This is a genomic window from Campylobacter concisus, assembly GCF_003049735.1.
Taxonomy (GTDB): domain Bacteria; phylum Campylobacterota; class Campylobacteria; order Campylobacterales; family Campylobacteraceae; genus Campylobacter_A; species Campylobacter_A concisus_AN.
Genome location: NZ_PIRM01000002.1, coordinates 65112 through 90038 on the forward strand (window position 1 = coordinate 65112; position 24927 = coordinate 90038).

The 24927-nt window shown below is 37.3% G+C and carries 21 protein-coding genes; 4 read left to right on the plus strand and 17 right to left on the minus strand.

The annotated features are described in order from the left end of the window. Positions 1 to 33 precede the first annotated feature (33 nt). Complete coding sequence (locus tag CVS97_RS04630; RefSeq protein ID WP_180381474.1) at positions 34 to 708, minus strand: fibronectin type III domain-containing protein; 675 nt, start codon at positions 706 to 708, stop codon at positions 34 to 36. Beyond that, positions 641 to 1612, minus strand: coding sequence for an RluA family pseudouridine synthase (locus CVS97_RS04635; RefSeq protein ID WP_107785242.1), 972 nt, complete (start codon positions 1610 to 1612; stop codon positions 641 to 643). Before CVS97_RS04635 ends, CVS97_RS04630 begins: the two co-directional genes overlap by 68 nt. A gap of 52 nt (positions 1613 to 1664) precedes the next feature. Between CVS97_RS04635 and CVS97_RS04640 the strand changes: the two genes are divergently transcribed. Next, positions 1665 to 2771 carry an FtsW/RodA/SpoVE family cell cycle protein gene (locus tag CVS97_RS04640; RefSeq protein ID WP_107785243.1) on the plus strand — a complete coding sequence of 369 codons (1107 nt, stop codon included), beginning with the start codon at positions 1665 to 1667 and terminating at the stop codon, positions 2769 to 2771. Positions 2772 to 2807: 36 nt separating this feature from the next. Here CVS97_RS04640 and CVS97_RS04645 read toward each other — a convergent pair whose 3' ends face one another. The 4 genes from CVS97_RS04645 to CVS97_RS04660 all read right to left on the minus strand — a co-directional run bounded on the left by CVS97_RS04645 (position 2808) and on the right by CVS97_RS04660 (position 6828). Continuing rightward, positions 2808 to 4085, minus strand: a complete 1278-nt coding sequence (locus tag CVS97_RS04645; protein WP_107785244.1) for an aminotransferase class V-fold PLP-dependent enzyme — start codon at positions 4083 to 4085, stop codon at positions 2808 to 2810. Positions 4086 to 4155: 70 nt separating this feature from the next. Then, the gene (gene thiE / locus CVS97_RS04650) at positions 4156 to 4761 is read right to left on the minus strand and encodes a thiamine phosphate synthase (protein ID WP_107785245.1); all 606 of its coding nucleotides are present in this window, start codon (positions 4759 to 4761) and stop codon (positions 4156 to 4158) included. Then, a complete protein-coding gene (locus CVS97_RS04655; protein ID WP_107785246.1) occupies positions 4754 to 5500 on the minus strand; it encodes a hydroxymethylpyrimidine/phosphomethylpyrimidine kinase in 747 nt (248 codons plus the stop codon). The genes thiE and CVS97_RS04655 overlap by 8 nt, the downstream gene beginning before the upstream one ends. Then, positions 5497 to 6828, minus strand: coding sequence for an aminotransferase class V-fold PLP-dependent enzyme (locus CVS97_RS04660; RefSeq protein WP_107785247.1), 1332 nt, complete (start codon positions 6826 to 6828; stop codon positions 5497 to 5499). Before CVS97_RS04660 ends, CVS97_RS04655 begins: the two co-directional genes overlap by 4 nt. Before the next feature lie 108 nt (positions 6829 to 6936). Here CVS97_RS04660 and CVS97_RS04665 point away from each other — a divergent pair, with 108 nt between their 5' ends. Genes CVS97_RS04665 through CVS97_RS04675 form a run of 3 tightly spaced genes read left to right on the plus strand, consistent with a single transcriptional unit; the run spans position 6937 to position 9418 of the window. Beyond that, on the plus strand, positions 6937 to 7773 hold the full coding sequence (locus CVS97_RS04665; protein WP_107785248.1) for a DUF234 domain-containing protein: 837 nt from the start codon (positions 6937 to 6939) through the stop codon (positions 7771 to 7773). Then, positions 7770 to 8759 (plus strand): sensor histidine kinase, encoded by a 990-nt coding sequence (locus CVS97_RS04670; protein WP_107785249.1) that lies wholly within the window; start codon positions 7770 to 7772, stop codon positions 8757 to 8759. The genes CVS97_RS04665 and CVS97_RS04670 overlap by 4 nt, the downstream gene beginning before the upstream one ends. Beyond that, positions 8756 to 9418: an isochorismatase family protein gene (locus tag CVS97_RS04675; protein ID WP_107785250.1), complete on the plus strand. Its 663-nt coding sequence runs from the start codon at positions 8756 to 8758 to the stop codon at positions 9416 to 9418. Before CVS97_RS04670 ends, CVS97_RS04675 begins: the two co-directional genes overlap by 4 nt. Here the strand turns inward: CVS97_RS04675 and CVS97_RS04680 are convergent. The 11 genes from CVS97_RS04680 to CVS97_RS04735 form a co-directional block, all read right to left on the minus strand. Further along, on the minus strand, positions 9415 to 10089 hold the full coding sequence (locus CVS97_RS04680; RefSeq protein ID WP_107785251.1) for a DUF6882 domain-containing protein: 675 nt from the start codon (positions 10087 to 10089) through the stop codon (positions 9415 to 9417). The two genes, CVS97_RS04675 and CVS97_RS04680, sit on opposite strands and share 4 nt — an antisense overlap. Positions 10090 to 10103: 14 nt before the next feature. Then, on the minus strand, positions 10104 to 13721 hold the full coding sequence (gene dnaE / locus CVS97_RS04685) for a DNA polymerase III subunit alpha (RefSeq protein ID WP_107785252.1): 3618 nt from the start codon (positions 13719 to 13721) through the stop codon (positions 10104 to 10106). A gap of 611 nt (positions 13722 to 14332) precedes the next feature. Continuing rightward, a complete protein-coding gene (locus tag CVS97_RS04695) occupies positions 14333 to 15184 on the minus strand; it encodes a universal stress protein (RefSeq protein ID WP_107785254.1) in 852 nt (283 codons plus the stop codon). 18 nt (positions 15185 to 15202) lie between these two features. Next, on the minus strand, positions 15203 to 17401 hold the full coding sequence (locus tag CVS97_RS04700; protein WP_107785255.1) for a polyribonucleotide nucleotidyltransferase: 2199 nt from the start codon (positions 17399 to 17401) through the stop codon (positions 15203 to 15205). After that, positions 17391 to 18089, minus strand: a complete 699-nt coding sequence (locus CVS97_RS04705; protein ID WP_021091548.1) for a hypothetical protein — start codon at positions 18087 to 18089, stop codon at positions 17391 to 17393. Before CVS97_RS04705 ends, CVS97_RS04700 begins: the two co-directional genes overlap by 11 nt. Then, a complete protein-coding gene (locus CVS97_RS04710; protein WP_107785256.1) occupies positions 18090 to 20249 on the minus strand; it encodes an LPS-assembly protein LptD in 2160 nt (719 codons plus the stop codon). It abuts the gene before it with no gap. Beyond that, entirely contained in the window at positions 20242 to 20691 is a 450-nt protein-coding gene (locus CVS97_RS04715; RefSeq protein ID WP_072595114.1) for an RDD family protein, read from the minus strand. The genes CVS97_RS04710 and CVS97_RS04715 overlap by 8 nt, the downstream gene beginning before the upstream one ends. After that, on the minus strand, positions 20688 to 21932 hold the full coding sequence (gene purD / locus CVS97_RS04720; RefSeq protein ID WP_107785257.1) for a phosphoribosylamine--glycine ligase: 1245 nt from the start codon (positions 21930 to 21932) through the stop codon (positions 20688 to 20690). Before purD ends, CVS97_RS04715 begins: the two co-directional genes overlap by 4 nt. A 232-nt stretch (positions 21933 to 22164) precedes the next feature. Continuing rightward, the gene (locus tag CVS97_RS04725) at positions 22165 to 22803 is read right to left on the minus strand and encodes a uroporphyrinogen-III synthase (protein WP_107785258.1); all 639 of its coding nucleotides are present in this window, start codon (positions 22801 to 22803) and stop codon (positions 22165 to 22167) included. Further along, on the minus strand, positions 22796 to 23956 hold the full coding sequence (locus CVS97_RS04730; protein WP_107785259.1) for a multidrug effflux MFS transporter: 1161 nt from the start codon (positions 23954 to 23956) through the stop codon (positions 22796 to 22798). Before CVS97_RS04730 ends, CVS97_RS04725 begins: the two co-directional genes overlap by 8 nt. Positions 23957 to 24065: 109 nt before the next feature. Next, complete coding sequence (locus CVS97_RS04735) at positions 24066 to 24710, minus strand: cupin domain-containing protein (protein ID WP_085658171.1); 645 nt, start codon at positions 24708 to 24710, stop codon at positions 24066 to 24068. Between the last annotated feature and the right edge of the window lie 217 nt (positions 24711 to 24927).

Consider the following 24927-nt stretch of genomic DNA (forward strand, 5'->3'; position numbering starts at 1 on the left):
GCATTTTTTGTTGCCTGAAGGTTTGTTACTGATTTAGGGTAACTCCTTTGTCGTTGCACTGATATTTTGGCTTGGTTTTGAGACAACACCTGAAGAAGTTTTAACTAAAATTCTATATTCATAAGACTTGCCAGGTTTTACCTCAGTGTCGATATATTCGGCATTTAGTCTGCCATTTACCTCTGCGATTTGGCTAAATTTATTAGCTCCTGCATCACTTCTTTGAATGATATAGCTTGCCACGGTGCTATCAGGATGTGGTCTCCAGATCACTTTTACACGTCCTGGAAGCCCTGTAATAGCTTGCGAAAACGGTACTGAGTCAAGCAGTGGCTTTGTAGTTGCTGTTGCGATTGTGCCCGGTTGAGAGATGGCGTTACTTGAGTAGGTTCTCATTTGGTACGAGTAAGTTGTCTCTGGAGCTAGATTGCGGTCCACATAGTGCGTTGCAAAGCGGTCTTTTATGTTTGCAACTAGTTGCATTTTTGAGTTCGCATCATTTGGATTTGAGCGGTAAAGATAGTAGCCAACGACGCTCTCATCGGTTACTGGATTCCACTCGAAGCCAACTTCTGTCATATCTGAAATAGTTTTTAAACTTGTAATCGTAGGCAGTGACATACTTTGCTGTGTCGGTACGCTAGAGCCGCATCCCGCTAAGAAAGCTGCTAAAAATGGTGTCAATATGCGTAGGGCAAATTTTTTCATCAAAGATCTCCTTGGGAATTTTTTTGTAAATTATCTGGTTAAAGTCATCATACGTTTTTGCGGTAAATTCTACCCTTTTGCCAGTTCTTGGATGGATAAAATAAAGCATATAAGCGTGAAGCATAACCCTGCTTATTTTATCGCCTTGGCTCTTAAATCCGTATAAATCATCGCCTAAAATATGGCGGTTTATGCTAGATAGGTGCACTCTTATCTGATGAGTCCTGCCTGTAAAAAGTTTTGCTGCTATTAAATTTATGCCATTTTCACTTAACAAATTTACAAAGGCACTTTTTGCAAATTTAGCGTCCGCGATGATCGCCTTTTTTAGGCGGTTATTTGGATTTCTGCCGATTGGCTTATCGATGATGACATCCTCTTTTAGCGGTAAGTCGGTGAGCGCTAGATAAATTCTCCCCATGCTTTTATCGCTTAGCTGCTCGCTTATTTTTGCGTGAGCGAAGTTATTTTTAGCAACTACGATAGCGCCACTTGTACCCTTATCTAGGCGGTGGACGATGCCAGCTCTTACATCGCCATTTAAATTTGAGAGCATAAAGCCCTTTTTATTTAGCCATTCAACAAGTGTCGCCTCTTTTACACTTGGAGCTTGATGAACAACGATTTGCGGGGGCTTGTTTAGCACTATGAGATCGTCGTCTTCATAGATGATCGGGATGTCAAAATTTACTTCGTATTCGTTTTGCACCTCTTTTCTTGGGGCAAAATTTACGCAAATTTCATCGTTTTCGCTCAGTAAAAAGCTTGGTTTTGAGACTGGTTTTAAATTTACGCTTACAAGGGAATCTTTTATCAAATTTAAAGCTTGATTGCGTGAAATTTGAAGCTCTTTGGCTACTGCTACGTCGAGTCTTGAGCCGTTTAAAACATTAAATTTAACCAAAATCAAAGCCTTGTTTGTGATATAATCTAGCCCAAAAATTAAGGTTTGCTTCTTGATAAAACTAGATCGGCGTATTTTAACACATTTTGATTTTATTCAGCCGTTTTTAATAATCCCAATCATCATAATTTCATATATCCTGGTTTCCGAGGCAAACGACATTTTAGCAAACAAACAGCTTGTGTATTTTGGCATAGGTTTTGCATCATTTTGTGTAGCATTTTTACTGCCTATTAGACGTATTGACTGGATTATTCCGATGTTTTACTGGGTCTGCATAGTGTTACTTTTAAGCGTCGATCTCTTTGGCGTTAGCAAACTAGGCGCTAAGCGCTGGCTAGAAATTCCCTTTGTTCACTTCACACTTCAGCCATCAGAGCTTATGAAGCCAGCATTTTTGCTGATGTTAGCCTATCTCATTAAACAGCGTCCTCCAGAAGCTAACGGATACGGAGTAAAAGATTTTTTAAGACTTAGTTTTTATATACTTTTACCATTTGTACTCATCATGAAAGAGCCTGATCTTGGCACTGCACTCATACTTTTGATAGTTGGCTACACCATCCTTTTTGTAATCGGCGTAAATAAGAAAATTTGGATCACCATCATCCTTGCGATAGGCTTTTTGGCGCCGGTTTTGTATGAAAATTTACATGACTATCAAAAAAAGAGGATTCACGATTTCATCGCTGAAGAGCCAAGCTATCACGTCAAACAAAGTATCATCGCCATAGGTAGCGGCGGATTAAAGGGTAAGCCAAAGGACGAAGCGACGCAGACGCACTTTAAATTTTTGCCAATCGCTACTAGCGACTTTATCTTTGCCTACAATATCGAGCGTTTTGGCTTTTATGGTGGATTGTTTCTGCTTGGGCTTTATGGAGCACTTATAACACATCTTTTAAGTTTAAATTACGGCCTAAAAAATGACTATTTTACACAAGTTACCACCACGGGGATTGCTGCACTAATCTTCGTTTATGTGGGTGTAAATGTCTCGATGACGATCGGCTTTGCGCCAGTTGTGGGCGTGCCGCTGCCGTTTTTTAGCTACGGCGGAAGCAGCTTTGTTACATTTATGGTGCTTTTTGGAATTTTGCAAAATTTGCTAACTTTTAGATTTGATAGAACCTATAGCTTTATAAAAATTCACTTCTAAAATTTTCTCCACAAGTATCAAATATATAGTTTTATCCTACCCTACTTTGTGTTTTTTGATGCAAGAATTTATGGCATTTATAAGATATTTTATATCCTCTTTTGTATGCGTATAGTGAATGCTAACACGTACCCAGCCAGGTTTTGCTTCAAAAATGGTATTATCTTTTAAATTAAGCAGATCATGTCCATACGGCCCAGCGCAATCACAGCCTGCACGCGTTTGTATACCAAAATCACTACTTAAACTAGCAGCAAAATCATAAGGCGAAATGCCTTTTACATTAAATGCAAAAATAGGCAATCTGTCTAAATTTTCAGGACAATAATTTATCACCTCATCTATCTTTTCTAGTTCTTTACAAAACATCTCGCCTAGCTCACATTCAGCTGCTTTTATATTATTAAGTCCGATTTCATTTCTTAGCTTGTAGGCTAAATTTGCACGTATTAGCTGCATTATCGGCGGTGTACCGCCCTCTTCTAAACTTTCAACTTCACTAGCAAAAATATGCGATGTCCTGCTTACGTACTTGACTGTGCCTCCAGCTGCAAATGTAGGCAAATTTTTACAAAGCTCTTTTTTGATAGCCAAAAGCCCACAACTCCCAACTCCTCCAAGTAGTTTGTGAGGTGAGAGAAACAGTGCGTCAAAATATCTGCAATCAACATTTTCATAAGCACTAAGAGTAGCCACATCAAGTGCTAAAATGCCATCATATTTTTTAATCAGCGAGTAAATTTTTTTATAATTAGTTTTAACGCCAGTGACGTTTGAGGCAGCGCTAAAACTAGCTATTATCTTTCTTTTTGCATTTTGCTTTAATGTATTCTCAAGCATCGCATAATCTATCTCATTATTTTCATCAAGCTCTATACGTTTTATATCACAAAGCCCTTCTCTTAAGCTAACTTCAACAGAGTGATGCTCATAAGGGCCAATGATCGCTAATGGCAAGTTTAATTTTCTTAAATTTGCTTCACCGATCAAAGCTCTTGTAGATGGTGAGATATAAATTCCCACTATCTCCTGAAATTTCTTTATCGCAGCCGTTGCTCCTTGACCAGTCGCGATAAGATAAAAACTATCGTCAAGGCCTAATAAGCTTTTTAACTCAGCCCTTGCATTTTCATAGTATTTTTGCGTTAGCAACGCGCTTGAACTACTATCTGAGTGAGTGTTTGCGTAGGTTTTTAAAAATTTTGAAATTTCATCTTCAATGGGCTTGTAAGCAAGACCTGAAGCCGTGTAGTCAAAATAGTAAAGACCCTCTTTTAAAATGATATTTTTTCTTACTTCATCGATATTTAGCAATGTTTTCCTTTTATTTAAAGCAGGGATTATAATTAAATTTTCATAAAAAATCTTGCAAAACAAGTATCTTTTAAAGCAATAAATTTCTTTGTAAATTTTCTATATTTTTCTTTATCGTGCCATCTTTATAGATAGCGGATATTAAGGCGATCATGTCTGGCTTTACTCTAGCGACACTTGCAATATTGCTAGAGTTTATGCCTCCTATGACACACACATTCATTCCCATTTCTTTTGCTTGTGATATGGTTTGGGCCTTGCAAAGTGGCGCATTTGGTTTTGTTGGGCTTTTAAACATCGCTCCAAAAGCCACATAGCTAGCACCATTTTGTTTTGCCTTAACAGCAAGCTCCAAGCTATCATAGCAGCTAACTCCCACGTAAGCGTCATCTCCTAAAATTTCAAACGCCTCTTTTATGCTCGCATCATCTTTTCCCAAATGCACGGACTTTGCCCCTATATGAGCAGCAAATAAAATATCATCATTTACGATAAATCTGGCTCCAAATTTTTCGCATAAGTTGAAAATTTCACCAGCTAGCCTCTCGTCTTTGGGTATTTTTTTAGAGCGAAATTGAAAAAATTTCACCCCACACTCTAAAATTTCTTTAGTGTATTGCAAGGCTAAATTTTCAGGCATCAACACATCGTCGCTAATCGCGTAAATTTCAATCACTTATGTCAACTTTATGATTTAGTAGACGTTTGCCAAATTTTGTCGTAATTGCATTTTTAATAGCATTTAAAACGTATTTTTTGGCTAGTTTTATGGCCTCTTCTTTTGTGTGTCCATTTGCCAGCAAGCAGGCCAGCGCACTCGCAAAGCTACATCCAGCCCCGTGCATGATCTCTGGTTTTATTAGTGGCTCTTTAAATTTAAGCACGTCACCATTTTTTTTAAAAAGAGTATCTTCACAAATTTCTGCAACCGTGCTTCGCTTTAAGATCATATCGCAAGGTAAATTTTTGCTATCAAGTTTCAAAACTTTGGCTTCATCGATATTTGGCGTGATAATGTCTGCGAATTTAAAAAGCTCTTTTAAGCTTGCTATCGCATCATCCTCAAGAAGCTTTGAGCCTGATTTTGCTACGCAAACTGGGTCTATTACTATTTTAATGCCTTGCTTATGAAATTTTTCAAGCCAAGAACCAACGCAAGATATAAGCTCTTTATTAAAAAGCATACCAACCTTTATGGCATCTATGTTTAGCTCTTCATCTACCATTTTGATCTGTTCATTTAGATTTGTAACATTTGTAGCAAAGATATTGCTAACGCCATTTGTATTTTGTGCCGTAAGAGCCGTAATAGCTGTCGCTGCGTAGCAAGAAAATGCCTCGCATGTCTTAATATCAGCTTGCACGCCAGCACCACCAACACTATCACTTCCTGCAATGATTAATATATTTTTCATCTATCTCCCATACAACCTGAAATTTTATCAACACTAAAAGGATCATCGACTTTCCAACTACTTGAATACTTTTTAATGCTATTTTTTAATGCATCTACTAAATAATCTACGTCTTGTAGCGTATGCGTATAGTGGAGTCCAGCCCTTACCCAGCCTGGCTTATGGGTAAACAATGCATCTTCTTTTAAATGAAGCAAATCATGTCCATATGGCCCAGCGCAAGAACATCCTGCACGCGTTTGAATGCCATATTCTTTGCTTAAAACTTTGGCTAATTCATAAGGTGAAACACCAGTCACATTAAAAGAAAATATCGGCAAACGCTTTATGTTATTTGGATGATAGCAGGTAAGCTCAGGAATTTCTGCTAGTCTTTTCTCAAAATACTCTCCAAGCTCGCTCTCATTTTCATATATTGTCCCAAATCCTATCTCATTTCTTAGCCTATAAGCCAAATTTGCCCTTATAAGTCCTAAAATAGGCGGAGTACCAGCCTCTTCTAGCTGCTCACTATCTTTTACAAATATAGCGTAGTTTTTGCTGACATAACTTACCGTTCCACCACCAGCAAATGTCGGCTCATCTGAGTTTGCAAGTATCTTTTTTATAGCAAGAAGCCCACAACTTCCAACTCCACCAAGCAATTTATGAGGAGATAAAAAAAGAGCATCAAAATAGTCACAATCGATATTTCCATAAGCGCTAAAACTTGCAGCATCAAATGCCACAATGCCGCCACAAGATTTTATAAGAGTATAAATTTTGCGGTAGTCGCTCAAAACCCCAGTCACATTTGAAGCCACGCTAAAAGTTGCGATGATCTCACGACCGACATTTATCCTTAAAATTTGCTCCAAATGATTAAAGTCGATCCCTCCATTTTTATCAAGCCTGATACGCTCAATATCACAAAGTGCCTGTCTAAAGCTTATCTCATTTGAATGATGTTCATAAGGGCCAAGCACCACAAGCGGAGAATTTTCATCTGGCTTTAATGAATATCTTTTTTTTAATGCTGGCGGCGCATAAATTCCCAAAATTTCTTGAAATTTCTTTATCGCACCGGTAGCTCCATTGCCACAAGTAAAAAGATAAAAGCTCTCATCAAGTCCTAGCAAGCTTTTTAATTCACGTCTTGAGTCTTCATAAATTTGAGCAGTTTTATAGGCGTTTGATGAGCTGATAGAGTGCGTATTTGCGTATGTTTGGAGTATTTTTGCCATCTCATCTTCGATAGGTTTATAAGCTAGCCCCGAAGCTGTAAAGTCAAAATAATAAATACCATTTTTTAAAATTATATTTTCTCTAATATGCTCTAAATTTACCAAATCACAACCCTTTTTTTGCGTAGCATTATAGATTACTTTAGCTAAAATATACTACAATGCCCAAATAAAGGAGCCAATATAAAAGCTTTAAAATCAACATTTGAGCGAATGAAACACCTTGATATAAATGAACTTATTAAATTTCATCTCGTCTTTGATGAGTTTGATTTAAAGCACTCATATTATGATGTTTTTGAAGCGATCGAGGCTGAAATTTTAAACAACTTTATAGCCTTGATGCCAAAATTTTACTTCGAATCCGATGCAAACGATGCTATAAAATCTGCCCTCATAAAACTTGCACGAAGTGATAGAAAAAAATTTAGCGTAAATAAAATTTTACCTCAAAGCCTAGCTAGCAAAGTCTATGCAAAGCTTTTTGAAAAGAATTTTTTACTGCTTGAAAAAAGTAGAGAAGTACTTCCAAAAAGATCAAAAAACCAAATGTTAAAAAAAGAAGAAAGAGGCTATAAAGTTGAGGATAAAATACATTTTAATAGCCATTTTTCAAGGTTTTGGTTTAGATTTATAGAGCCAAATTTAAGCTTGCTAAAAGCTGGTAAAAATGATGAAATTTTAGCCATTATAAAAAAGGAATTTGACGAATATGCAAGCCTTGGATTTGAAATTTTATGCGGTGAGCTCATGGCAAAAAAATTTCTGATTAATGGCATATTTTTAAGTAGCTTTTGGAGCAGGAATATAGAGCTTGATATGCTATTAAATATAGGTGGCAAAATAATAGTCGGCGAGGTAAAATACAAAGAGAGGAAAGCTTGTAAAAACGTGCTAAATTTACTATTAAAAAAATGTGAAAAACTAAACATTAGGCCAGATATTATTGCTCTTTTTTCAAAGAGTGGATTTAGTAGCGAGCTTTTAAATCTAAAGGATGAAAGGCTAAGGCTTTATGAAATTAGCGATTTTGAGGAACTTTTAAAATGAACGAACACGATATCCAAGCTGGCTTAAAAAGCCTGATAGAGCAGACTTATCTGATAGAAAACGAATATAAAAATTTAACATCATCTTACGCAAACTTGCAAAATTTTATTAAAGATATTGTGGAAATTTTGCCAAATGCTATCTGGGTGCTAGATGAGAATGATGAGATCTTTTTACAAAACTCAGAAGCAGTAAGACTTGGTAAAATTTTTAAAGAGATACCAAAAAAAGAGGGCGAGATAAATGTAGATGGGCAAATTTATCTTTTTAAAACAAGCTCTAAAGACAATAAACTAATAATCTCTGCAACAAACATAACAGTAGAAAAACGCACCGAGCGTCTTGCATCTATGGGTCAAGTAGCAGCTCACCTAGCCCACGAGATCAGAAATCCAGTAGGCTCTATCTCGCTTTTAGCTTCAACTCTACTTAAAAGAGCTGATGAGCGCACAAAGCCTATAGTAAATCAAATACAAAAAGCTACATGGCGAGTCGAACGTATAATCAAAGCCACTCTACTTTTCACAAAAGGGCTTAATATAAATGCACAAATTTTTGACTTTTCGCAGCTTAAAAAAGAGTGCGAAGAGGCTATAAATTTTTACGACTATTCAAAGGATATTAAATTTAGTCTAGAATTTCCAGATGGCAAATATACGGGTGATCTTGATCTACTAGCCATTGTCTTTCAAAATATTTTATTTAACGCTATTGATGCCATCGAAGAGAGCGATGATGATGAGGGAGAGATCATTTTAAGCTACGAAAAAACACCGAGTGAGCATAAATTTATCATTTATGATAGTGGCGAGCCTATCAAAGATAAAGCCATAGTCTTTGAGCCGTTTAAAAGCAGCAAGCTAAAAGGAAACGGCCTTGGACTGCACCTTTGCTTGCAGATCATAGAGGCTCACAAAGGCAGTATCGAGATCACACTAAATCCAAAAACATTTTGCATAAATTTACCAATAAAGGAGAAAGAATGAACATACAAAACGAACTTGAGGCTTTTAAAAAATCTCTTCAAACGCTTGATTTAAGAGAAATTTCAAACGATGGAGCAAAAAACGTTGCATTTATCTGTATCGATATGATAGAAGCTTTTGCTGGTAGCGGCGCACTCTCTAGTCAAAGAGTAGCTGCCTTATCAAAAGGGATCGCAACACTTTTTGATAGAGCGTGGAAAGATTTTGGCTTTAGAAATTTTATCCTTATAGAAGATAGACACACCAGTGATTCAAAAGAATTTGAGACCTTTTTACCTCACGCTATGCTCAATACAAATGAGATAAAAACTGTAAAAGAGATAGAGGATCTAAGCTTTTTTAAAGAGTTCAAGACATTTTATAAAAACTCTTTAAGCATTGCGTTTAATAAAGAATTTGAGAAATTTTTAGAGCAAAACCCACAAATTGACACTTTTATTGTTACTGGAGATTGCACTGACATGTGTGTTTATCAGTGCGTTAGTTATCTTAAGCTACGAGCCAATGAATACAATAAAAAATCAAGAGTTATCGTGCCGTTTGATCTTACGCAAACGTACGATATACCAGGACACAATGGTGACTTTTACCACGAGATGTTTTCTCTTCATATGAAGCTAGCACTTGGTGCTGATGTGGTAAAGAGTATTAAATTTTAAAGCTTACTTGAAATATTTATGAGCCTATTTAGCTCGTCAAATTTAAAGCTAAGCTCGTATTTATCCGATACGATTTCATTAGGACTTTCGCTAAATTTCATATCACAGCTTAGCAAAAGTCCTTTGACAAAGATTTTATGATCTAGTTCGTAAGTGCTTAAACACTCATTTACTACGCTCAAAAGCTCATTTGCTAGCACTGGCTCTTCAAAGACAGCATCTGATCTAAACGCTACGTATGCCGCACCACCATCGTACTCTATCCTGTAATAATTTTGCTCATCAAAAGCGATGCAAAGGATCATACTAATCGTGTGACCATTAAAATTTTCATCTAGCTCAAATTGTGGCGTACTAAATGCACTAAGTCCAAATTTTTCGCCAAACTCACGTGCTTTATTTGCAAGCCCGAGCAACCGCTCATCAAAGCCATTTATATTTTCATAACCCCAAAGCCACGTATTTGACGAGAAGCTTTCAGAGCCGATAAACTGCATGTCAAACTCGTGCTCATCAAAGTAAATTTTGCCACTATCAAAATCAACCTGCCAGTTGCTACCTTCAACCATTAGCTTAAATGCACGTTTTTGAAGTAATGTCGATTTGCCAACACATGCGCTAAAAAGCTCACTCCAGTTACTTTTATCTACGCCAAGCTTATCTAAAAACATCGCTTCTCCGGGTATTAGCAAGCTATTGCTTGAAGTGCTTTTTCTTTAAAGCTGTCATTTACAACAAATTTTGTCTTATAGACAAAAATTTGAGCCGTATTTTCATTTTTTATCTTAATAACAAGACGTTTATCGTTGTTTGTGCCACTTTTTATATGTTCGTTATAGCCAAGATTATAAAGATTAGTGATCTTATCTTTGCTAAGCTCACTAAGGCATAAAAGCACCTCTAGCTCAGCATATTCTCTTGCTCTTTGAGGCATGCTAGCTTCTTCATTTTTAGAAAATTTAGAATTTTGTTTTAGCTTTCTTGTCTTAAAGTCTAAATTTTGCGCATCTTCTAGGCTATAAACCTCGTTTAAATTTGTCCTTACAAATTGATCATCTTTTGTGATATTTATCCTAAAAGCATAGGGCAGGTCGCGTTTTGCTTCATCTTTTACTATATCTTCGATGTTGCCAAGCTCTCTTTCAAAGACTGCGATCTCGATATTTCCGTGAAAATCAAGCACATTTATAGTGCCCATTTTCTTGCCACTTTTGGTTATCCTTGTGCTAAAGTCTTCGATCTTACCAACGACTAAAATTTCAGCACTTTGTGGCAAGCTCTCAAATTCTGAGCTTAGAGTATATTTTATCTTGTTGATCTCGTCTTTATAATCATCAAGCGGGTGGCCTGAGAGGTAGATACCAACGCTCTCTTGCTCAAATTTTAAAATTTGCTTGATGTCAAATTCGTCATTTATCGTAACAAAATTTATCTTCACATCGTTCATGCTCTCATCTTCGCCAAATAAACTCTCAACTGCATTTTTACGGATCTGAGCAGCACTCTTGCAAGCTTCTATGATATTTTCTACATTTTGCATAAGCATCTTACGACTAAAGCCAAACTCATCAAAGCAACCAGCTTTTATGAGACTTTCAAAGACCTTTTTATTTACTTTAAATGGATCGATCCTTGAAACAAAGTCGTCCATACTCTTAAACTCGCCATTTGCTTCACGCTCAGTGATAATGTTTTCAATAGCCGCTCCGCCAACGCCTTTAATCGCACCAAGCCCAAAGATAATGCCATCATGATCACCATTTTTAACGACGCTAAATTCTTTAGTTGATTTGTTGATAGATGGTGGCAAAGTGTCTATATTTATGCGTTTTATCTCATCGATATAGCGAACGATCTTATCGACGTTGCTCTCTTCGCTTGTAAGAAGTGCGGCCATAAATTCAGCCGGATAATAGGCCTTAAGATAAGCTGTTTGAAAGGTAACATAAGCGTAAGCTGCGGAGTGAGATTTATTAAAGCCATATCCTGCAAATTTTACAATTAACTCAAAAAGATCATCTGCTTTTTGTCCATTTAGCCCTTTTGCCTCAGCACCTTTTACAAACTCGCCCTTTAGCCTATCCATCTCTTCTTTGATCTTTTTACCCATCGCACGGCGCACAAGGTCCGCCCCGCCAAGGCTAAAGCCGCCTATAGCTTGAACGATTTGCATAACTTGCTCTTGATAGACGATGACGCCGTATGTTGGCGCAAGGATTGGCTCAAGCTCTTTAAACGAGTAGGTTATCTCGGCCTCGCCATGTTTTCTTTTGACAAAGTCATCAAGCATGCCACTTTCCATCGGTCCTGGGCGGTAGAGCGCTAGCATCGCGACGATGTCCTCAAAGCAGTCTGGACGCAAGCTAGTTCCTAGCTTTCTCATGCCCTCACCCTCGATTTGGAAAATTCCTATCGCTTGGCCACTTTGTATCATTTTATAAACATTAGAATCGTTTTTATCGATCTGCTCCCAAATAATATCCTTGCCAGTTCGTTGTTTTACCAGCTTTATGGCATTATCGATAACCGTTAGTGTTTTTAGTCCAAGAAAGTCAAATTTAATTAAATCAACATCCTCAAGATATTTAAGACTATACTGCGTAACATAGCGATCTTCTGGGCTGTTTGGCTGACGAAAAAGCGGAGTTTTATTCCAAAGCTCCTCATTTGAGATAACGACACCTGCTGCATGCTGACCGGCGTTTCTATTTAGCCCCTCAAGATCAAGTGCAAATTTCCAAATTTTAGCTGCCTTTGGATTTTGACTTATTAACTCAGCTATCTTCGGCTCTTTTTCATAAGCATCTTTTAGCGTAATACCAAGTTCATCAGGTATTAACTTTGCCATCGCATCAGCTTCGGCGTAAGGCATATCGCAGACTCTAGCAACATCTCTAATGACACCTTTTGCAAGCAATTTACCAAATGTAATAACGCCAGCAACGTTAAATTTTCCATATTTTTGCGTAACATAGTCAATTATCTCGCCACGCCTACTTTGACAAAAATCCACGTCGATATCTGGCATACTAACACGCTCTGGGTTTAGAAATCTCTCAAAAAGTAGGTTGTATGGGATCGGATCAAGGTCGGTGATCTTTAGTGAATAAGCGACCAAGCTACCAGCCGCAGAACCACGCCCTGGACCAACTGGTACGCCTCTACTTTTAGCCTCATTTATGAAGTCCCAAACGATCATCATATAGCCTGGGAAATTCATTTTATTTATGATACCAATCTCTATCTCAAGGCGCTTTTTGTATTCGTCATGTAAATTTTCAGGGACAAATTTTAGCCTCTCTTCAAGACCTTTTCTACATTCATATTCAAAAAATATAGCGTCATTTTTAAAGCTATATCTATTTTCAGGCTCTGGAAGTGTTAAATTTCTCTCTTTGGCATATTCAAGAGTAAATTTAAAATTTGGCGGAGTTGGGTTGCCAAGCTTGATCTCAAGGTTGCACTTATTTACGATCTCTTGGGTATTTTCTATCACTTCGGGGATATCTAAAAATAGCTCACTCATCTGCTCTTTGCTCTTAACAAAAAACTCATGGACGCTGTGGCGAAGTCGGTTTGGATCATCTAAAGTTTTGTTCATCGCGATACACATAAAAACCTCATGCGCGTCAGCTCGCTCTTTAAAAGTGTAGTGAGTATCGTTTGTGGCGATGACCTTTATGCCAGTCTCTTTGGCGATGCGTAAAATGTCATCATCAATGCGTTTTTGATCGCCGATGCCGTGACGCATGATCTCAAGATAAAAGTCATCTCCAAAAATTTCTTTATATTCAAGTGCGACCTCTTTTGCTCTCTCGTAGCCCTTTGCACCAAATTTGACGTTACGATCGCTTAAATTTAGATGCCAACTTACCTCGCCTTGCAAGCACGCTGAGCTACAAACCAAGCCCTCGCTGTGCTCTTTTAAGATTTTCTTATTTATACGAGGATAATAGTAAAAGCCCTCGATGTAGCTCATGGAGCTAAGATACATTAAATTTTTATAGCCAGTCTCGTTTTTGGCGATTAGTATAAGGTGAAAGCGCTGCTTGGTGCTCTTATCATCAAGCTGCTCACCGTTATGCACATAAGCTTCGATGCCAATTAGCGGTTTTATCCCCTCTTTTTTCATCGCTTTGTAAAAATCTATCGCTCCAAACATATTGCCGTGATCTGTGATAGCCGCTGCTGTGTCGCCTCTATCATGAAGCACGTGAGCTAGCTCTTTTATCTTGTTCGCTCCGTCAAGCAGGGAGTATTCGGTGTGTAAATGTAGGTGTGTAAAGCTAGAATTTTCACTCATTTTTTATCCTTTTTAATGAGTGGATTTTACAAAATTTTGGCTAATAAGGTGCTTGATGAAATCTTAATGGGAGCTTTAAAATTTATATAATTTGTAGTTTGTGGCTAAGAACGAAGCGCGCTGCCATCTGACGCACTATGCTATTAAGGTCTTGTAAATTTTAAACGAGTAATTTCGGCTCTAAAATTTGAGCTAAGCGGTCAGTGAAGCCAAAATTTAGTAGTCAATTCTTGCAAGTGAATGGAATTTTAAAATTTGCAAAAATAGTAAAATTCTATTTTTGAAATCCAGATTTTAAATTTATAAATTCTTTTATTCAAAAGGGAGACAAGGGGACTCGAATTACGAGGCCGTCCCCTTATCCCCCTTTTTAAATCCCCCAAACCCCTCGCACGTTCAAGGTGCATGCAATGGTGCTGGCGCACTGCATGCGTTCTATTCAAAAAAGCCTCCCTCGAATTTTAAAATTTCGTAAACGAGTAATTTCGGCTCTAAAATTTGAACTAAGCGGTCAGTGAAGCCAAAATTTAGTAGTCAATTCTTATGAGTGAATGGAATTTTAAAATCTATAAAGTGAAAAAGAATTAGATCGCGGACTAAGCCGCAATCCATTATAGATAAACTGGGATATTTGTGTGTTCTAAGAAAAATCTTGAAGTGCCACCAAGCACCATTTCCATAAGACCATTTTCACCATATCTGCTAGCAACGATTAGATCAGCATTTCTATCAATAGCTGCTTTTAAAAGCGCTTCACCAGGTATCATCGTAGTAGCGATCACTTCAAAAGTGGCTGATATGCCATGAATTTTGAAGTACTCTTCAAGCTTCTTAAGATTTAGTTCAGCATTATCGCCAAGGCTTGCTTTTGAGGTAATGCACTGAACCTTTTTCGCCTTTTTTAAAAGATCTATCGAGCCTGTTAATGCCCTTGAGCTTTGCGTCGTACCAGTCCAGCTTACAAGGATATTATCAGCTTTAAACTCACGCATTTTTCTAGGGATTACAATCGCATTTTTACCACTTTTTAAAACAGCTGACTCAAATGTGCCAGTGATCTTTCCATCAAGTGGCACAGCAGCCACTACTAGATCGCAAAATTTACTCTCTTGCTCCACTATCGCGCTTCTTTTGCCGCTATGAATCGTAAAATTTGCAGTGCAAACATCTTCAATGATTTTACTAGTTACTTTTATGCCAAGCTCAGCACAAATTTTATTGAAAATTTTCTCATTCTCTTCATGCTCGACAGCTAGTTCAGATTTAGCTGATTTTAGAAATTCTTCAAAAAGCACTCCTCCACGAAGCGTCATTTTCATATTATAAACTACGCTTGGATCAAGCTGGCAAGTCATAATTTCCATATGTGTGTTAAACCACTGAGCAACCTTTAGGGCACCATAAATTCTTGGCTCGATATCGTCTCCAGCTCCTATTGGAAAAAGCAACTTTTTGTATTTCATCATCTGTCCTTTAAAAATTTATTCGACTAAAGAGAGCGAAATTTTATTTCCTTTTTGCTCGCTCACACATACTTTGACCTGATCACCTACATTTAATGGAGTTTTTATCTTTGAGATATGAAGCAAGCCATCAATGCCATCTTTTAGCTCGATAAACACACCAAAATCAACCACACTCTTTACAGTTCCCAAAAACTCATCACCGATATTAAAATTTGGTTTTGAGCGCTCTTTGTCGTGTTTAAACGGCTTTTTGCCAAATGAACGTCCATTGTCTTTTGAAGTGATAGAGATGATGTAATCTTTTGCGGCATCGACATTTTTCTTTGCTCCACCTGCGATTTTTACCTCGCCTTTTTCTCTATCAAGATCGATTGAGACTTCAAATTTCTCAATAATCTCTTTTATAGTCTTGCCAGCTTGCCCGATGATGTCTACAATCTTGCTTGGATCAACACTAAATAATTCAAGCTTTGGAAGCACATCTTCATTTATTTCTATATTTTTATCCGCTTCTGCCATCAAAGATAATATATGCTCTCTACCACGTTTTGCTTGATAAAGTGCCTCTTTTAGCACTTCTAAGCTAATGCCACCAAGTTTAATATCCATCTGAAGTGCTGTGATACCATCGCTTGTGCCCGCTACTTTAAAGTCCATATCGCCATCGTGATCTTCAAGTCCCATGATATCTGTTAGCACTGCATGCTTATCGCCTTCAAATATAAGACCCATAGCGACACCTGCGACAAGTTTTAAAGTATTTACGCCAGCTGCTCTAAGTGCGAGCGAGCCACCGCAAACGCTAGCCATCGAGCTTGAGCCGTTGCTCTCTAAAATTTCTGAAACGACTCTTATTGTGTACGGTGATGCTAGATCAATGCTTGGCGCAAGGGCACGTTTGGCTAAATTTCCATGTCCAAGCTCGCGTCTACCAGGAGCTTTTAGTGGGCTTGCCTCACCTACGCTAAAGCCCGGGAAGTTGTAGTTAAACATAAATTTCTCTACAAAAGGTACTTTTTCAGTGAGGATGTCATACATTTGAGCGTCGCTGTCAGTGCCAAGAGTAGTGACAACTAGGGCTTGTGTCTGTCCTCTTGTAAAGAGGCATGAGCCATGTGCATTTGGAAGCACATTTGTTTCGATACTAATAGGTCTAACCTCTTCAAGACCACGTCCATCAGCTCTAACACCCTCGTTTATGATCTGCTCTCTAACGATTTTCTTTTTATATTTGCCAAGGACATTTGTGATAACAGCCTCGTCCCAGCCCTCTTTTTGAGCGACCTCATCACTTGAAATTTGTTTTGCGATCTTGCTAAGTTCGCTCGCGCGCTCGCTTTTTGCCATTTGATTGATCGCATTTTTGACTTCAGCTTTATAAAATTTATCGATATAAATAGCTATATTTTCATTTTCTATCTCAGGTTTTAGCTCAAGCGCAGCGTCCTCTTTTTTATGCTCTTTGAAAGCTTCTTCGTAAGCGCTGCTAGCTCTTAGTATCGCCTTACCAGCAAAATCAATCGCCTCAACCATCATATCTTCGCTAAATTCGTTCATTAGCTGTTTTTGAGCCATGCTATCACTTAAGCTCGGATCTATCATCGGCTCGATTGCGACCATCGGGATAAGCTGCGTAGTTTGCTGAGGTAAGCTTCTCATCTCGATCATCAAAAGCTCATCTTTTGTGCCAGCCACGTATAGATCGATCGCGCTTTGTTTTAGCTCAGAGTTGCTTGGGTTGATCACAAATTTTTCATCTATATAGCCAACTCTCACACCACAAACTGGGCGATTTACAGGGATGTCACTAAGATAAAGAGCAACGGAGGCTGCATTTAGACTTACAACTTGCAAATCAACTTCAGGATCAGCTGAAAGCACCATTACCACTATTTGAGTTGGATATGCATAACCTTTTGGAAAGAGCGGTCTAAGAGATCTATCGATGATGCGAGCTGTTAGCGTTTCAAAGTCGCCTGGCTTTGTCTCGCGCTTAACATATCCACCAGGAATTTTTCCAGCGGCGTAAGCTTTTTCGATGTACTGCACCGTTAGAGGTAAAAAATCCTCCTCAACCTGCGTATCTTCTCTTGCAACAGTTGCTAAAACGACGGTATTTTTCACCCTTAAAAGTACCGCTCCGCTAGCTTGTTTTGCTACTTTATTAAGGTCAAAAATTTCAACCTGATTATTGACTTCTATACTATATTGCATTATTTTTATCTCCTTGTTGTTTTTGTAACGGCAAATAATAAGGGCTCTCTTCTAATATTGACATGATACGCTCACTCGTAGCTTCGATCTTTTTCTCGTAATACGAATCCACATCGATAAAATCAACGATCTTGTTTATCGTGTAAATTTCATCAACCATATCATTTAAATTTGTAAAGACGTCAGTAGCAATCACTGGCGTTGCGTATGAGATGGATTTTACCTTCACATCAAGCAATGTCTTTATGCAAATGAGTGCCGTCATACCAGTCTCGCACCCCTCATCGATTAGTAAAATATTTTTATCTTTTAGCTCTCCTATCAAATTTCCTTTTCGGTATTTATAAACGTTTTTTAAAATTTTCTCTTCATATTTTCTATGTGCTTCGCCGTAAATATAGTCATAGCTTATATTAAAAGCTTTTATAAGTTTATCATTTAATACTATATCTTCTGTCTCACTAACTATTGCAACATCGCATTCGCTATTATTTGGCGCAGGTATTGGCTCGCTAAAGAGCATCTCGTAGCTTAAATTTAAGCTTCTACAAACTGCATCTGTGAGTATAACTGACTCAAGCGACATACAAACAACTATCGTCTTTTTATCTACGAGCTCTTTTTTTGGCAAAATTTCAATTAGTTTGCTAGCTGCTTCTAATTGATCCTTAAATTTAGCCGTTATCATTTAGTTGGCACTCGATTTTGTACTGCTTTGCGAAAAGTCATAGTGCAAACCGCCCATTGGATAGAAATTTATCGTGAAATAGATACCATTTTTTCTAGTTGATGCTGAGCCGTTTATTGTTGTTGTTGGCTCGACATCTTGTTGATAAATTATCCCGTAATTCCAGCATTTTCTTTGATGAAGCACTCCAACTCTCCAGCTTTTTGTGTAGCTTCGCTCGATATCATATTGCCAGCCGCCAATAAGACTATACTGATGAGGTAATTTTACTCCAAGACCACTTGTAAAATAGCTATCTTTTGTTGCGCTATTTTTTATTTTGCTATCATTTTTCTTCATGGTATGAAGCATATTTAGCCAAAATAAATCATTTGTGTATGAAAATCCGCTTTGTACCTTTTTAAGCTCTTTACTCTTGTGCGAATACTCAAGCTTATTATAAAGGCTTAAATTTTCAAATGGATATAGATAGATAGCATTTTTTAAATTCGAATATTCATCTTCTTTTGTGTAATATCCTTGAGAAATACTATGTTTTATAATCTTTCTACCATTAGAGTTAAAGAAATACTGAGTCAGATAACCAGAAATTTCTTCCTTACTCTGCTCTTGAGTCAAGAAATTTTCATACTCATTTAGATTTTTATCATAAATAAACTCATCATCTAAATTTCCTTTTCTATAGCCTGGCAGTAGGTATTCGGCCCCAAAATTTAGAGTATGATAAAAGCTTTCATACGCTTTTGCAAGATCAGTGTGAAGGACAAATTTGTGGTAATTATTTACAAAATTTGTATGCTTATCTTCTCTTTTATCATCAAATGAATTTATCTTATTCTCGTAATTTATTCTTGACGCGTATAGATACTCGTAAAATGAAAACGTTAAGCTATCATCAAGCAGTGGCACATGCACTGAAGCTGGAAGCGTAAATTCATACTGAGTTGCTCTAACGCCTATCTTTCTATCATATCTATGTGACTGAAGATCAAGTGAATATAAGATATTTGGCAAGACAATATCATCTGTAAATTTATGATACTGAAGCGATGGAAGCTCTTGAAGTGTGTCTTTGTTCTCATTTTTTGAGCCAATTTTTTCAGTGTCTATGTAGTATTTTGCATAAGCACCAAAATAATGATCGTCATTTGCGATGAAATAGTTAAATTTAGAAGTTACAAGCGAATCATAATCATCATCCCTGCCCTTTAAATTTAAATAATCTATATCGTTTAACTTCGTTGCGTCTATCCAAATTCCCTCTTGCAAATCCGCTTCACTAAGATATCTTATAAGCTTATCTCTTTCGTATTTTAGTCCAATACCTTTATGTGTTTTATTTTTTAGTTCAGCTTTATTTGAAGTCTCTCCTTTTTGCTTGGCTTGGTAGCTATTTTTATCAGTAAATGAACCAAAGCTGATTTCGCCCCTTGAATCAGGCGATTCAGTAAATCTAAACGCACCATAAATTCCAGCACCTCTGTTTGTTCTTATCTGCGGATCAAGCTCGAAGTCCCACTCATTATAAGGCGCAAAATAAATCGGCTGCTTGTAATAAAAGCCTTCAGATTTTTCGTATCCAAGATCAGGCGGTAAAAGACCTGTTCTTCTTGTGGTATCTGTTGAAAAACCAAAATATGGCAAATAAAAAACTGGCACATTAGCTATACGAAAGACCGGGTTAAAAAGGTGTAAAAATTTACTTTGTTTATTTAGCATAGCTGAGCTTGAGGTGATACTCCAGTCAGGATCTTGCACATTACAGCTTGAAACCATCGCTTTTTTAACTCTATAGTACTCACTATCAGAGCTACTTTCATCGCTTCTCATCCATACTTCCATGTCTTTATTCATCATAAAAAGCGATTCAAAAACAGTGTCATTATTTTTTAAATTTAGCTTTGCATAGTTTGAGCGAGAGACTTCACTCTTGCCCTTCATCATATTGACATTTCCAAAGAGCTCGATAATCGAATTATTTTGATCATAAACTGCACAATCAGCTGTCACAAGGTAATCTTGTGAATACACAACAACATTTTTATTGGCCGTGACGATGCCTTTATCTTGCTTTACATCATCAGCCAAAAGCTGCACATCTTGCACAGCTGCACTTAGATTTAAAATACAAACCGGAACTAAAAATAAAATTTTACGCATTTATCACCACTGTTTTTGCTATTTTGTCTTGCCAAGTTTGCCTAGCTGGATTTGCAAATGCCCATGCAAAACCAAGATAAAAACAAGCTTCACTAACCAACCTAAAAATCGCTCTTACCAAGCTTGAAATAAAATTTGGTCTATCTAAAATTTCTACATTAATGCACATCGTCTTTGTTAGCATTTGCCCAAGACTAGCACCATAATACCAAACAAAAAATGCATGATAAATAATCTTTAGTGCGACTATTTGCCAAAAGAAATTTAAAGTCAAATTTCTGGCTTCATCATAGCTCATAACCGACAAAAAGGCATCCCAGTAAATGATCAAAAACAAAAAAGAAACAATACATTCATCAATTGAGTAAGCTAGCACTCTTTTTGAAAATGGCGCTAGCGAAATTTCTTCTTTTTCAAGTTTTTCAACTATCTGCATACTCATTTTAATGCCTGCCAGGCAATATCTTTTCTATAATGTGCTCCGTCAAATTTTACATTTTCGCAAAGCTCATAAGCTCTATCACGTGCCTCTTTTATGCTCTTCGCAGTGGCCACACAGACTAATACTCTGCCACCATCTGCATAAATTTCTCCATCTTGCTCACTAACACCAGCATAAGCGATGTGGGCATCTTTTACATCATTTAAAACTGAAATTTTAGCTTTTGGGCTGCTTTTATACGGATAGTCCTTACTAGCCATCACAACACCAACTGCAAATTCATCTTTTAAACTAATAGGCTTTAGCTCGCCCTTTGCAGCATTTAGTAAAATTTCACTCAAATTTCCGTCAATTAATGGCATCAAGACCTCGCACTCAGGATCGCCAAATCTCACGTTAAACTCAAGCACATAAGGCTCATTTTTCACGATCATCAGCCCCACAAAAAGCACTCCACAAAACGGACTGCCCTCGTTTTTCATCCCTTTTAAAGTTGGCTTCACAACCTCTTCTTCAACCCTTTTTATAAGTTCTTTTGAAGCAAGCGGACTTGGAGCATAAGCACCCATGCCACCAGTATTTGGACCCTCATCATTATCAAGCAAGCGTTTATGATCTTGAGCTACTGGCAAGCTTACGAAATTTTCGCCGTCACAAATGGCAAAAAAACTTAGCTCAAAGCCATCTAAAAACTCTTCAACTACCACAAATTTACCAGCCTCGCCAAAGCTAGCTCCGCTTAGCATGTCACTAACTGCCTCTTTGGCCTCCTCTTTAGAATTTGCGATTATAACGCCTTTTCCAGCACAAAGTCCATCTGCCTTTACGACCATCGGCGCGCTTAGGGTATCAATAAATTTAAATGCTTTTTCTTTATCATCTGTATTTAAATATCTTGCGGTTTTTATGTTATTTCTAGCCAAAAAGTCCTTCATATAGGCTTTGCTAGCTTCAAGTCTAGCAGCTGCTTTGCTTGGTCCAAATATGAGCAATCCCTCTTTTTTAAAGATATCTACCACACCTTCGCTAAGAGGCGCTTCAGGTCCCACGATAGTTAGCTCGATACTATTTTTTTTAGCAAAATTTGCAAGTTCATGAAAGTCTTTTATGTTTAAATTCTCGCCAAGGCATGAGGTCGCACCATTTCCTGGCACAAAGTATAAATTTATATTTTTTTCGTTTTTTAGTTTTAGAGCAATGGCGTATTCGCGGCCGCCACTTCCTATTATGAGAATATTCATTTCATCTCCGTAAATTTAAAAACCCGAGTGGGCGTCGCATAGAAGAGTGGCCCATAAACAAAGCCAATCTTGCAAATAGATGGATACCAAACGGTTGCAACTTCTCGCCTTTTCAGACTCAAACGAAGCCACATCACAAAGCACCCATACCTTTTCGCTAACAAAAAAGTGTTGGACCCCGTAAAATGCTGACTCGCTTCACTCAGGCAATAAAATTATATAAATTCTTTGCTTAAAGTAATGTTTTGGCAAGCGCGATACAGGCGTTTATATCTTGACTTTGGCTTACTATTGGCTCGGCAAATTTTAGCTCTTTTGCAGTGACCTTTCCAATGCTTATCGCTTGATAGCTCTCATCCCAGCCAAAATTACTAAGAAAATTTTTAACATTTAGTGGAGAAGCAAAGATCAAAATGCTATCTTTTGGTGGTTTTAGCTCCATTTTACAAGGATTTAAAACGTTTTTATAAGCGATAATTGCTTTTATATTTACTCTGCCATTTTGCAAAATTTCTAAGAAATTTGAAGCGCTATCTTTACCTTTTAGATAAAGAACTTTTTTACCTTTTAAAAGTGGAAAAATTTCTCTTGCAAAGTCATCTCCATGAGCGTTTTGTCCAGTGTAAATTTCACTAAATCCAAACTCTCTTGCGGCTACCGCACAACTATTTGCGATGGCAAAGACTGGCAAATTTATAGGCGAAATGCCATTAAATTTTAATGCATTAAAAGCATTTTTAGAAGTAGCTACCAGCACATCATATTCACTTAAATTTAGTTCAAATTTTAAAAACTCGATCTTGCTAACGTTTAAATTTACAACGCTCTCATCAGCAGTTTTTGTATTTGAAATAAGATAAATTTTACGCAAATCTTTTTAACCTTAAAAAAGATATCAAAGCAAATAATGTGCAGGCTAAAATAACAATAGAAGTCGAATAAAATATATCACCAAGCCCAACTAACGGAGAGACGACGCCGCCTAAGAAAAATGGGCAAAATCCAAGTATTGCTGAGGCTGAACCTGCGTATTCTCTGCCTTCGTTCATAGCTAGCGATGAAGCAGTTGGCAAGACAAATCCTGTAAAAAGAAGTAATAAGAAAAATGCGATAATGACGCCGATCACTTCAAATTTAAAACAAAGCATGAAAGCAATAAAAACACTAGCAAACAAGGTGCCAAAAAGCCCAGTTTTGAGCGCTTTTCTCTCATTTAAAAGGCTAGCAAGCCTTGCTCCTATAACAAGTCCTAAACCATTTGAAGCAAAACAAAAGCTATAACTTACTGGACTTAGAGAATAAAATTCTTGAAAAATAAACGAAGATGACGCTATATAGGCAAACATCGCACCCATCGCAAATGTCTGAATGCTTACGAAAAGTATAAATTTTTTCTTTTTTAAAATTTTGCCAAAAACACTATAAGTCACCAACAAAGGCATTTTTAAGCGATTTGACTGACTTAAGCTCTCTTTGAAATAAAAATTTGCAATAAAAAGCAAAATGCCAATGATAGTAAGCGCCATAAAGATGCCACGCCAGTCGGTAAATTTAAGCAGCAAACTACCGCCAATTGGTGAAAGTATCGGGGCTAGACCATTTACGACCATCATAAGGCTAAAAAATTTAGTCATCTCGTGACCCTTATAAAGGTCGCTCACAACGGCTCTTGAGATGACTAAGCTACCAGCACTCGCAAGCCCTTGAATAATTCTCATAAAGATAAAAAACTGGATATTTTGTGCAAAAAATATAAAAATAGTGCTTATCGTATAGACGATGAGCGAGATGGTAAGGGGCAGTTTTCGGCCAAATTTATCACTTATTGGACCAACTATGAGCTGACCTATGGCTAAGCCCGCCATTGATGTCGTGATCGTTAATTGCGTAGCTGTAACGCTTGTTTTAAACCACTCAGTAATAGCCGGAAGTGCTGGCAAATAAAGATCTGTAACAAATGGTCCAAATGCAGAGAGGGCACCTAAAAATAGCAATAAAAATAGCTTGGAATTTTCTTTTTTCATAGTTTTTCTTTTTTTGGAGCGATTATATTATGGTTTTACTTTTTGCTTTATTAAGTATAAATTTACTATTGTTACTATAGAGAAAAAGCCCTAAAAATAGGGCTTGGTATTACATTTTGTCTTTGGTCACGATTAAGAGCATTTTAAATTTATCTTTTATCTTTAATCCGTGTGGTATTTTGCCTGGAAGTACGATGGTATCGCCTTTTTTGATATCAAAATGTTCATCACCAATAGTTAGCTTCATCTCGCCATCAAGTGCGATAAGTAGTGCATCGCCTGGAGCTGCGTGAGTTGAGAGCTCTTGGTCTGTGTCAAAACTAAGTAATGACATTGAGCCATTCTCATTTTTAACAAGCGTCTTGCTAACTATCTTGCCTTTTTCGTATTCCACTGCATCAACTAAGCTAAAAATAGCTGCCTTAGGTAAATGATCTATCATTAAATCCTCCTTAAAATCAATTGAAATATATTTCGTTGGTTCGTTAAAAACTAGCTTGCGCCACACTTTTTTCTCTATCAGGCAAGCTTGCTCGCTACCTATATGCATCTGCTTTTCACCGTAGTATAGGCTAGCGCCGCCTTCTACAACCCATGCGAGACTGTCACAAAACAGCATCTCATGATCTAGCTCCTCGCCCGTATCAAAAGCAAATACATCAACATGAGCGTTCTCGCAATCAAAAATTCTCTTACTAACAACGCTTTTTGCGACGACTTTCGTATCGGCGTTTAGATTGTAAATTTTACTCATTTTCCTTCCTTTCGTAAATTTACGCGTCATTGTAGCTAAAATTTTCGGACGATTTGTTGATAAGGCTTATCTTTTGCTTGTTTGAATTTGCACAGGGACAAATTTCAGATATTACAATTTTGCTATCTTTATAGGACAAATCGCAAGGATTGATAGCAACATTATATCTTACAAGATATTTTTGGCTACTTTTATGGTCATATTACAAAATTTGACA

Excerpts from the sequence above, each read along its gene's own strand:
- CVS97_RS04630 (WP_180381474.1), bottom strand. The coding sequence starts at position 708 with ATGAAAAAATTTGCCCTACGCATATTGACACCATTTTTAGCAGCTTTC.
- CVS97_RS04655 (WP_107785246.1), bottom strand. The coding sequence starts at position 5,500 with ATGAAAAATATATTAATCATTGCAGGAAGTGATAGTGTTGGTGGTGCT.
- CVS97_RS04665 (WP_107785248.1), top strand. The coding sequence starts at position 6,937 with ATGAAACACCTTGATATAAATGAACTTATTAAATTTCATCTCGTCTTT.
- CVS97_RS04670 (WP_107785249.1), top strand. The coding sequence starts at position 7,770 with ATGAACGAACACGATATCCAAGCTGGCTTAAAAAGCCTGATAGAGCAG.
- CVS97_RS04675 (WP_107785250.1), top strand. The coding sequence starts at position 8,756 with ATGAACATACAAAACGAACTTGAGGCTTTTAAAAAATCTCTTCAAACG.
- CVS97_RS04680 (WP_107785251.1), bottom strand. The coding sequence starts at position 10,089 with ATGTTTTTAGATAAGCTTGGCGTAGATAAAAGTAACTGGAGTGAGCTT.
- dnaE (WP_107785252.1), bottom strand. The coding sequence starts at position 13,721 with ATGAGTGAAAATTCTAGCTTTACACACCTACATTTACACACCGAATAC.
- CVS97_RS04695 (WP_107785254.1), bottom strand. The coding sequence starts at position 15,184 with ATGAAATACAAAAAGTTGCTTTTTCCAATAGGAGCTGGAGACGATATC.
- CVS97_RS04700 (WP_107785255.1), bottom strand. The coding sequence starts at position 17,401 with ATGCAATATAGTATAGAAGTCAATAATCAGGTTGAAATTTTTGACCTT.
- CVS97_RS04705 (WP_021091548.1), bottom strand. The coding sequence starts at position 18,089 with ATGATAACGGCTAAATTTAAGGATCAATTAGAAGCAGCTAGCAAACTA.
- CVS97_RS04710 (WP_107785256.1), bottom strand. The coding sequence starts at position 20,249 with ATGCGTAAAATTTTATTTTTAGTTCCGGTTTGTATTTTAAATCTAAGT.
- CVS97_RS04715 (WP_072595114.1), bottom strand. The coding sequence starts at position 20,691 with ATGAGTATGCAGATAGTTGAAAAACTTGAAAAAGAAGAAATTTCGCTA.
- purD (WP_107785257.1), bottom strand. The coding sequence starts at position 21,932 with ATGAATATTCTCATAATAGGAAGTGGCGGCCGCGAATACGCCATTGCT.
- CVS97_RS04730 (WP_107785259.1), bottom strand. The coding sequence starts at position 23,956 with ATGAAAAAAGAAAATTCCAAGCTATTTTTATTGCTATTTTTAGGTGCC.
- CVS97_RS04735 (WP_085658171.1), bottom strand. The coding sequence starts at position 24,710 with ATGAGTAAAATTTACAATCTAAACGCCGATACGAAAGTCGTCGCAAAA.